This window comes from Streptomyces sp. MB09-02B, from assembly GCF_033794485.1.
Classification (GTDB): Bacteria; Actinomycetota; Actinomycetes; order Streptomycetales; family Streptomycetaceae; genus Streptomyces.
On the sequence record NZ_JARGEE010000364.1, the window covers coordinates 1 to 9,246 of the forward strand.

A 9,246-nucleotide genomic window follows, 5' to 3' on the forward strand; every position below is an offset into this window, starting at 1 on the left:
ACTGCGCCCACCCGCCCCCACCGTGGCCGCGGCGGCTGTCACTCCGCAGGCGGCGGGAATGCAGTTCCGGCTCGCCGACTACCTCGACCAACACGGCCGCACCACCCGCAAGCACTTGTGCCCACCCGCCTCCTTCTGGCACGCCGCACACGCTCACCTCACCCACCCCGACGACCTGAACAACCTCGCCCAAGCGGCCGAGAGCCGGCACCGCCTGCAGTGGGCCCACCACCTCCGCCACCGCGCTGCCACCCACGGCAGTACCGATGCCCTGTACCGGCTGGCAAAGATGAGGGAGGAGGCCGGGGACCGTGAAGGTGCCGAACTCCTTCTCCGGCAGGCCATCGACCACAGCGACCCCAGCGTCCTGTCTCTCCTGGTGATGATGCGAGACGAGGTCGGAGACCGGGAAGGCGCCGAACTCCTTCTTCGGCAGGCCATCGACCACGGCAACACCGGCGCCCTGTACCTCCTGGCGGTGATGAGGGCGAGGGCTGGGGACCGTGAAGGTGCCGAACTCCTTCTCCGGCAGGCCATCGACCGCGGCAACACCGACGCGCTATCCCTCCTGGTGACGATGAGGGAGGAGGCTGGGGACCGTGAAGGTGCCGAACTCCTTCTCCGGCAGGCCATCGACCACAGCGACCCCAGCGTCCTGTACCGCCTGGTGATCATGCGAGACGAGGTCGGAGACCGGGAAGGCGCCGAACTCCTTCTTCGGCAGGCCGCCGACCACGGCAACAGCGACGCCCTGCGCTTCCTGGCGGAGATGCGGGAGGAGGCCGGGGACCGGGAAGGCGCCGAACTCCTTCTTCGGCAGGCCGCCGACCAGGGCAACACCGACGCCCTGCAACTCCTGGCGGAGATGCGGGAGGAGGCCGGGGACCGGGAAGCGCAGAATCCCTGGCCTACCAGGCTGCCGACCACGGCAGCACCTACACCCTGGGTCGGCTGGCGGAGATGCGGGAGGAGGCCGGGGACCGGCAGGGCGTCGAGATCCTGACCCGGCAGGCCGCCGACCACGGCGACACCAACACCCTGGACCACCTAGCCGAGATGCGGGACAAGGCCGGGGACGGGGAGGGCGCCAAAGCCCTTCTCCGGCAGGCCGCCGACCACGGCAGCACCTACGCCTTGGCCCGCCTGGCGGTGATACAGGAGGACGCCGGGGACCGGGAGGGCGCCGAGATCCTGGCCCGGCAGGCCGCCGACCAGGGTGACACCTACGCCTTGTCTCGCCTGGCGGTGATGCCTGCGGTATTCAACAGACTGTGGCCGGACGGCCTGGATCCAGACGGTACGCCGACAGTCCCATGGCAACCGTCGGTGTACGTCTCGCCCAGCCGACACGTACCGCCCGGCACATCGTAGGGAATACCGTCATTTGCGACAGGTACTGGCTTGTCCGACCAAGCGGTGAGGGAGAGGTCGAGGCAGGCAAGGTGGCTGACGCGGGTGCGCGCCCCGTGCCGCCACCGCCCTCGCCACCTGCACAGTCAGCTTGGGAATGAGCCAACAGGATCACCAGCCGCAAACGGCTGATCTACCTCGCTGACTTCGCGGGTCGGGGCAGTTCGGATGCCGCCGTCGCCTCCGCGACGGCACCCTGACCGCCCTTCAATGGTGTACCGGTCGGTGGACCCGGACACCGCAGGCGGCGACAGGGGGTTTGAGCAGCGCCGGAAGATCAGTCCTCTGGCATGGCCTGCTTGGGACCGTTACCGGTGTGGCGTTTGTCGCGGGCGTAGATGACGGTCGTCTTCCCGCCGCCAGGAGTGCGGCGATCCATCTCGAACAGCGTGGTTGCGGCCAAGAGGTCGCTGAGCTTGGTGTAGCCGTAGGTACGGGAGTCGAAGTCGGAGCGTTGCTTGGTGATGATGTGGCCGACGTTCGCGAGGTGGGCCCAGCCGTCGTCGTCGGAGGCTGCCTCCACTGCCTGGCGAAGAAGGTTGACCAGTGCGGTGTCGCCCTTCAGCTTGACCGCGGTGGCTCGCGCCGCCGGTTTCGCCTCAGCCGGGGCGGTGGCGCTCTTGAGGTTCTCGGTGTAGATGAACTTGTCGCATGCCGCGACGAACGGCTTGGGCGTCTTGCGTTCCCCGAAGCCGTACACGGTCAGGCCGGACTCGCGGATTCGGGCCGCAAGGCGGGTGAAGTCGCTGTCGCTGGAGACGATGCAGAACCCGTCGAAGCGCCCCGAGTACAGCAGGTCCATGGCGTCGATGACCATGGCGGAGTCGGTGGCGTTCTTTCCGGTGGTGTAGGCGAACTGCTGGATCGGCTGGATCGACTGGGCCAACAGCTGGTCCTTCCAGCCCTTCAGATGGGTTCCGGTCCAGTCACCGTAGGCACGCTTGACGTGGGCGGTCCCGTACTTGGCGACCTCCGCCAGCAGCTCTTCCAGGGCCGAGGGCTTGGCGTTGTCGGCGTCGATGAGGACCGCCAGTTTCGCAGTGTTCTCCACAGCACTCGACCGTAGCGCAGACGATCTGGCAGCCGCGGGGGAGCCACAGAGTCCAAGCCAAGCCCAACGCCCTGCGAGGTAACCGTGCGGACAGGCGGGACAGCCAGCCGGATCGTTGCTGTCCGGCCTTGTGTTAGGGGTACCGAGAGACATGGGGTTGATGCCTTCTCCGATGCCGAGGCCGGGGAGGACGGCAAGCGGTTCCTCCCCGGCCGGCAGGCTTGCCGTCAGCGTGCGGAGAGTTCTGCGCGGACGGTGCGGGCCCCGCCGATTAGGTTCTTCAGTGCGGCCCGGGTCTCGAGCCAGGCGCGGCTCTTCAGGCCGCAGTCGGGGTTGACCCAGAGCCGTTCGGCGGGAATGGCTCCGAGGCCGGTGCGCAGGAGTCCGGCCGCCTCTTCCAAGCTGGGCACGCGGGGGAGTGGATGTCGTACACGCCGGGCCCGGCCTCACGCGGGTAGCCGTGCGAGGCGAGTTCGCGGGCGATCTGCATGTGGGAGCGGGCGGCTTCCAGGCTGATGACGTCGGCGTCGAGGTCGTCGATGGCCTGGACGATGTCGCCGAACTCGGCGTAGCACATGTGGGTGTGGATCTGGGTGTCCGGTCGCACCCCGCTCGTGGTGAGCCGGAACGCCTCGGTCGCCCAGGCCAGATAGGCCGGGCGGTCGGCGGCGTCTCGCGCAGCGCGGGCTCGTCCACCTGGATCACCGAAGTCCCTGCAGCCTCCAGGTCGTTCACCTCGTCGCGCAGGGCGAGGGCGACCTGGCGGGCGGTGTCGGCCAGAGGCTGGTCGTCGCGGACGAAGGACCAGGCGAGCATGGTGACCGGGCCGGTGAGCATGCCCTTGACCGGCCGGTCGGTGAGGGACTGGGCGTATGCCGTCCAGCGCACGGTCATCGGTTCAGGACGGGAGATGTCGCCGGCGAGGATCGGCGGGCGGACGTAGCGGGTGCCGTAGGACTGGACCCAGCCGTGCCGGGTGGCGAGATTGCCGGTGAGCTGTTCGGCGAAGTACTGGACCTTGTCGTCTCGTTCGGCCTCGCCGTGGACGAGGACGTCCAGGCCAGTTTTCTCCTGGAAGAAGATCACCTCCTGGATCTCGGCCTTGACGCGCTCTTCGCAGCCGACCGTGTCGATCCTGCCCGCACGCCGGTCGGCGCGTGCGGTGCGCAGTTCGCTTGTCTGCGAGAAGGAACCGATCGTGGTGGCCGGCAGCAGCGGCAGCCCCAGATGGGCGCGCTGAGCGGCGGCCCGTTCCCGGTAGGGCTGGGAGCGTCGGGTGTCGGTGTCGGTCACCGTGCTCGTGCGGAGTTCGCGCGGGAGGCGAGGTCGGCGAGGTTCGCGGCCAGTTCGGCGGCAATCGTGTCCGTCCCCTGAGCAGGCCGCGGGCGAGGGTGACGCCCTCGGTGGTCTTCTGACGGGCGAAGGCGAGCCAGCGCAGGCATCAGTGCAGGTCACGCGGGATGTTCTCGATGGGCGACCCTCCTGATGCCCACGACAAGGTGCGGTCAATATTTGCTGGGGAGTGAGACCATCAAACGCCCAGTCGCGGATCGTTGAGCTGCGGAAATATGCCAGCGGAGGAGTCCCGACCTGGCCAGGCCAACACCCAGGGTCCCGCATTGACTTCACCGTGCCCATACCCCCGCCGCCCTGCGCGCCCGGGAATTACACGGCGAAGGCGATGCGAGAGACCTCGCCCTCATCGATACGCCACTCAAGGCCCGCTTCAAACCGCTTCCCGTACTCTTCGAAGAAGAACGCAACGGCCTCTTCTGCCGGAGGCCGGCCCAGGTAATGGGTCATAAGGACGTAAGAAATGAAACTGTGCATCTGCTTGTTATGCCAATCGACACTGTGACCGACGCAGACTGGCCAGTCGTTGCCGTCCCCGTCTGCGTAGTTGATGCGCCCATAGCTGTCGCACTGGCTTGTCGAAGCAAGACACAGGTCGATGTAGTCGCCGAAGTAGTAGCCTTTGCCGCTCCGCTCTGGATACACATCGTAAGTGTCCTCAAATGCCAACGTCTCACATCCGATACCGGATTTCGCCGCTCGTGCTCTTGCGGCCCTGGTGAATCCGCTGTGGCTGAAGACTCTCCCGCTCGATGCGCCCACGTCATCAATCTTGCCGATGAGAGAGTCGATGACGCCGACATCCACAGGCCGGGCGTGATGTTTACATTCGATGATCTCGCGGGACCTGGGCAGCCACACGTCGATTTGACGCAGGTCTCCGGTCACACGCGCCGGAATCTTGATATCAAGCTCGAAGACCACGTCCTTGTCCTGCTCCGTCAAGTGGCGCATGATCTGGCGCTCATAGTTCTTGCCGGTGTGTACTGCCATCGTTCCTCCGTACGCCGTTGCCTCGCCTCACCTCGGTTCAGTGAGACCGTCCAAGCCCAGGGGCGTAGGAGCCAGCGGTTGGCCGTGGTCGTTGCTGCCAGCAAGGAAGACCCGGAAGTGCTCGCCGTGGTCCGGGCGGAGCACGATCTTCTTGCCCGCTCCTTGGCCATTGCGCAGCGCGGCGAACGCCTCGCGGGCGTTTTCGATAGTCAGGCGGGTGTGGAAGAGGTGGACGGGACCGATGTCGAGGGTTCGGCCGCCGATGGTGACCTCATGGCCGGGTGGGCTTATCCGTAGGGCCTGCGGCTCAACGCTCAGGAGGCGGCGCGCCGTCGGATCGTCCTGGCCGTTGAGGGTCAAGGTCAGGGTCCGGGCGTAGGGGTGGGCAACGCACCGTCCCTCGATGAGAAGTCGGGCCACGCGGAGGTCAACGCGCTCCTGGGCCGTGTATGTGAGGGGGGCCGGGAAGTATGCCTCACAGTGGCGCTGTACGACGTCCAGATCAGCGAGATACAGCAGAAGGCGCTCCACCTGGCGCATGTCGTCGGCAGTCTCCGTGGAAGGGAGCATTCCCGAACCGCCGTGCTGGCCGTTGACAGTGACTCGTAGGTCGCCGCCCCGGAGCAGCCGTTGGTGTAGCCGAAGGATCTTGATCGCTTCGGCTGGTTCGCGGCCTTCCAGGTCGAAGGAGTAGCGCAACGTGGCGGCCGCGGTGTTGTCGAAAGGCAGCATCATCTGCAGCCGGGCACCGTAGATGTCGGCGTCGATCGAGGCGCCCAGGCCGCCGGAGCCGATGGTGTTGAGCCGGCCCGCATAGCGCGCGGCCACCGCACCGCCGGTGTCCAGGAAGGTGACCTCGACAGGAGTTCCAGCACCTGCGGCAGTCGGCACGGGCTTCCAGACCAGCATGGGGCTGGTGACGGTCTCCGACAGCCAGGCCGGGCCGTCGATCGTCAAGCTCTCCACTGCCGCCGGGGGGAGGATGACTTCCTCGGCGATGCCGAACCCCAGCGTCCGGGTGATCGCTGCGGTGAGATCGGTGCTCATCGCGTCCGTCCGCCCCGTAACGCGCAACATGATGGGGCTGACCTCGTGGGCCAGGGGGTGCTTCGCACGCAGCGTCCTGATCACGCTTTTGCCGCGGCGGGCGAAGTCCCACGTCCAGTCAGCGTCGATGTTGTCTGCCCGCCTGCCCAGGGCGCGGACCCGGTCGACGAGATCGTTTCCCCCGAGCAGCAGAGCTTGCTCCTGGTTGAAGTCCCGTGCCGCCTCACGTAGTTGGTCGCGGGTGAAGCTGGCCTCCAGGTCCGCGTGTTCGGCGAAGCCGCCGTCGAGACCTGTCCGGTCCAGGACGGACACCGTCACAGGCTGGCCGTTGGGAAGGTTGTTCACGAAGGTCCGCTCGGACGTGGTCAGCGTGCACGGCACCACGAGCGTCCATTCCACCGGCTCGTGCTGCATGGCCCGCTTGAAGGACTTCTTGATCGCGGTCCTGCGGCTCTTGAGAGATCCGGGAAATCCGTCGGGAAAGTACTTCAGCTGGAAGATCCGCAGGCCGGCGTCGGTGGTGACCTGTACATCGATGCCGCCGTCACCGCCACGGCCGTTGACGGCGATCACGCGCCCACTGCTGCCGTCGAACATGCGGTACAGCAGCGCCTCGACGTGACGGTCGAAACTCGGCTGTCCGAGCCGATCCCACTCGATTGCCATACCGGGCGCCTCCCGTCTCCCACCATGGCATCCTCACATGCGGGATGACGCCCCTGCGGCGTTGCTTTGTATTGGGCTCTTTCAGCGAGCGCGGGGGAGCCGTCAGGGTCGGTCACGGAAACAGGATCATCTTCCTGAATAGACCGAACTCGGCTGGACAAACAGATGCCTATTGAACATCTTGATTCTGTTGACGGCGCCCTCCGTGCCGCCAGAGCCGCAGCGGAGCGCGAGCCCGGCGGTGACGGCATCGAGGTCGCCGGTCAGTCCGCGGGCGAAGCCGGTCAGTCCGGGCAGATCCGCCGCGATAGCCTCCAGGCTGGCAGGAGGACATCGGTCTTCTGGGTCAGCATGTCGCCGAAGGCGCGGATGAGTTGCGATGGCGCAGTTCGGGGCAGGCATCCAACCCCCGCAGCTGATCAGGCAGGCGGCTCAGGTGGCGCGCCCACCTGCGGGTTCGTCACCCTACTCGCCCTCCCCTGACGCCGAAGCGGCTGTGGGTCAGTCGGCCCGCCTTCGGAACGGCTCTCTTCCTCTTCGGCCAGCGGGCCTGCCGTCGGTGGCGCGTCACCCAGCCATACCCCGGCGAGCTAGATCAGTTGTTCCGTCGCGGCGGACGATTGCGTCCTGTGAAGTGCTGGCCAAGTGCTGAGGCCAACGAGCAACGACCCACCAGACCGCTTACGTTTCCGTGTGACGTCAGCCACATTCAGGCAGGTCAGAAGCGGCTCTCGGCGTGAAGACCACGTGTATCCCCAGATCCGCGCCAGGTTCGGAAATTTGCCGTCAATGTGGCTGCCGAGCGTCTCGAGAGGCGGCTTTGACCTGCGGAAATCCGTCAACCGAGAGGGGCGGCCTTCTTGTTCGCGGCGGTACGGGGCCGGAAACGAGCAACGGTCAAAAGACCGTGTGCGTTTTGGCGTGAACACAAAAACCCTGATCTGCATTTCTGCAGGTCAGGGCCTTGGTCCGGAGTGCCCCCGGCAGGATTCGAACCTGCGCACACGGCTCCGGAGGCCGTTGCTCTATCCCCTGAGCTACGGGGGCGTGTCGGGCCTTGTTCGGCGGCGACGGGTAGAACCCTACCAGCTCTCCTAGGGAGATCATGAACGGGTTTTGCGGGGGTGGAGGCGGGGTTGAGTGGCCCCGGACCGCCCGCAGGGGGTGGAAGTGGGGAAAACCCGGACGCGGCGGTGGGTGCCGACCTACTCTCGAGTTGTGCCAGGCGCGTCCGGCCGGGTGCTTGTTGTAGACGACAACAAGGTCATCCGGCAGCTGATCAGGGTCAACCTCGAGCTGGAGGGCTTCGAGGTGGTGACCGCGGCCGATGGTGCCGAGTGCCTGGACGTCGTTCATCAGGTGCGACCCGACCTCGTCACCCTCGACGTCGTCATGCCTCGGCTCGACGGTCTCCGTACCGCCGCCCAGCTCCGCGGGGACCCGCGGACGCGGCGCCTTCCGCTCGCCATCGTCAGTGCCTGCACCCAGTACGAGGTTGAGGCCGGGCTCGACGTCGGCGTCGACGCGTTCCTCGCCAAGCCCTTCGAGCCGAGTGAACTCGTCGCCCTGGTAAGGCAGTTGGTCGAGCAAGCGCGGGGCGGGAGCGGTGAGGCGGCGTCGGACGGCGTCGGCAACGGAGCCGACGGTGCCGTCGCCACTCCCACCAGCGTCGGCTCCGGCACCGCAACGTCCACTGCAACGTCCACCGCCGCCTCCGGCGCGGCCATGGCTCCCCCCTCCGCCTCCGGCGGGTCCACGGCCAGCGGTGTGGGCCACGGGGGCGACCATCCCGAGTGTGCACAGCGCGCCGGCCGTACCGGAAGTTGACTTCGAGGCGTTCCAGCGGCAGGCGGCAGGCGGCAGGCGGCAGGCGGCAGGCGGCAGGCGGCAGGCGGCAGGAGTCGGGTGTGGAGAGTCGGGTGTGGAGAGTCGGGTGTGGGGAGTCCGGCATCTCAGGGACCTCCCTTGATGTCCACCCTCGCGGGCTGCCCCGGCCGTCCACATCGCGGACCCCGAGGTAAACCGGCTCGCATATCCACCCCCCTCCTCCCATACCCTTGTCCCCGTGACCCCCGTCGAGCTCTCCCGCACCGTGCTGCGCGCGGTGCGTCGTGCTGTGGACGAGGGAGAGCTGAGCGTGGCGGTGCCCGCACGCGCCGTCGTCACACCGCCCGGTCCCGGGGGGCGCGGGGACTACGCGACGAACATCGCCCTGCAGCTGGCCCGACCCGCCGGTCGGCCTCCCCTGCAGGTCGCCGAGATACTGCGTCCCCACCTCAGCAGTACCGAGGGAGTCGCCGCCGTCGAGATCACCGGGCCCGGCTTCCTCAACATCCACCTCGACCAGGCCGCATTCGTCGCCCTGGTGCGCCGGATCCAGGGCCAGGGCGACGACGAGGGCGACGAGGGCGCAAAGAATGCTCTCCCCTACGGCCACAGCGACACCCTCGCGGGGCATGTCGTCCGGCTGCGCATCCCCTACGACATCCGCGCCGAGGTCGTCGCGGACGCGCTCGTACGGATCGTTGCCAGCCAGGGCGGTCGCGTCGAGGTCGATCACGCTCGGCCCCATGCCGCCGCGGAGCAGGCCGACATCTGCCTCGGCGGTTCCGGAGAACCCGGTCCGCCCCTGAAGCCTGGTGCCGAGGACCACAGTCGGCCCACGCCGCCGCCCGGCGAACCGGAAGCGGACCCCACCCCCGCTCCGTCCTCCACCCCTATCGACC

4 protein-coding genes, 1 tRNA gene and 4 pseudogenes are annotated in these 9,246 nt (G+C 67.5%); 4 read left to right on the forward strand and 5 right to left on the reverse strand.

Translation table 11 applies throughout. The features are described from left to right. A pseudogene (locus P1P70_RS34510) lies at positions 1-1,003 on the forward strand (tetratricopeptide repeat protein); the annotation flags it as partial. Further along, entirely contained in the window at positions 961-1,371 is a 411-nt protein-coding gene (locus tag P1P70_RS34515) for a hypothetical protein (protein ID WP_319244886.1), read from the forward strand. The pseudogene P1P70_RS34510 and the gene P1P70_RS34515, both read left to right, overlap by 43 nt. 316 nt (positions 1,372-1,687) lie before the next feature. Here P1P70_RS34515 and P1P70_RS34520 read toward each other — a convergent pair whose 3' ends face one another. The 5 genes and pseudogenes from P1P70_RS34520 to P1P70_RS34540 all read right to left on the reverse strand — a co-directional run bounded on the left by P1P70_RS34520 (position 1,688) and on the right by P1P70_RS34540 (position 7,567). Next, complete coding sequence (locus P1P70_RS34520; protein WP_319244887.1) at positions 1,688-2,461, reverse strand: NYN domain-containing protein; 774 nt, start codon at positions 2,459-2,461, stop codon at positions 1,688-1,690. Positions 2,462-2,688: 227 nt separating this feature from the next. Then, positions 2,689-4,099: pseudogene (metE, locus tag P1P70_RS34525) on the reverse strand (5-methyltetrahydropteroyltriglutamate--homocysteine S-methyltransferase). Positions 4,100-4,126: 27 nt separating this feature from the next. Continuing rightward, positions 4,127-4,807: a restriction endonuclease gene (locus P1P70_RS34530; protein ID WP_319244890.1), complete on the reverse strand. Its 681-nt coding sequence runs from the start codon at positions 4,805-4,807 to the stop codon at positions 4,127-4,129. 27 nt (positions 4,808-4,834) lie between these two features. Further along, positions 4,835-6,451 (reverse strand): hypothetical protein, encoded by a 1,617-nt coding sequence (locus P1P70_RS34535; RefSeq protein ID WP_319244892.1) that lies wholly within the window; start codon positions 6,449-6,451, stop codon positions 4,835-4,837. 1,044 nt (positions 6,452-7,495) lie between these two features. Beyond that, a tRNA-Arg gene (locus P1P70_RS34540) sits at positions 7,496-7,567 on the reverse strand. Positions 7,568-7,690: 123 nt separating this feature from the next. On the opposite strand from P1P70_RS34540, the pseudogene P1P70_RS34545 reads away from it, so the two are divergent. Together P1P70_RS34545 and P1P70_RS34550 are read left to right on the forward strand one after the other, a co-directional pair. Then, positions 7,691-8,176 (forward strand): annotated as a pseudogene (locus P1P70_RS34545) (response regulator); the annotation flags it as partial. 409 nt (positions 8,177-8,585) lie between these two features. Beyond that, positions 8,586-9,246: pseudogene (locus P1P70_RS34550) on the forward strand (arginine--tRNA ligase); the annotation flags it as partial.

Coding starts and splice junctions, on each gene's coding strand:
- P1P70_RS34515 (WP_319244886.1), top strand. CDS start 961: ATGCGGGAGGAGGCCGGGGACCGGCAGGGCGTCGAGATCCTGACCCGG.
- P1P70_RS34530 (WP_319244890.1), bottom strand. CDS start 4,807: ATGGCAGTACACACCGGCAAGAACTATGAGCGCCAGATCATGCGCCAC.
- P1P70_RS34535 (WP_319244892.1), bottom strand. CDS start 6,451: ATGTTCGACGGCAGCAGTGGGCGCGTGATCGCCGTCAACGGCCGTGGC.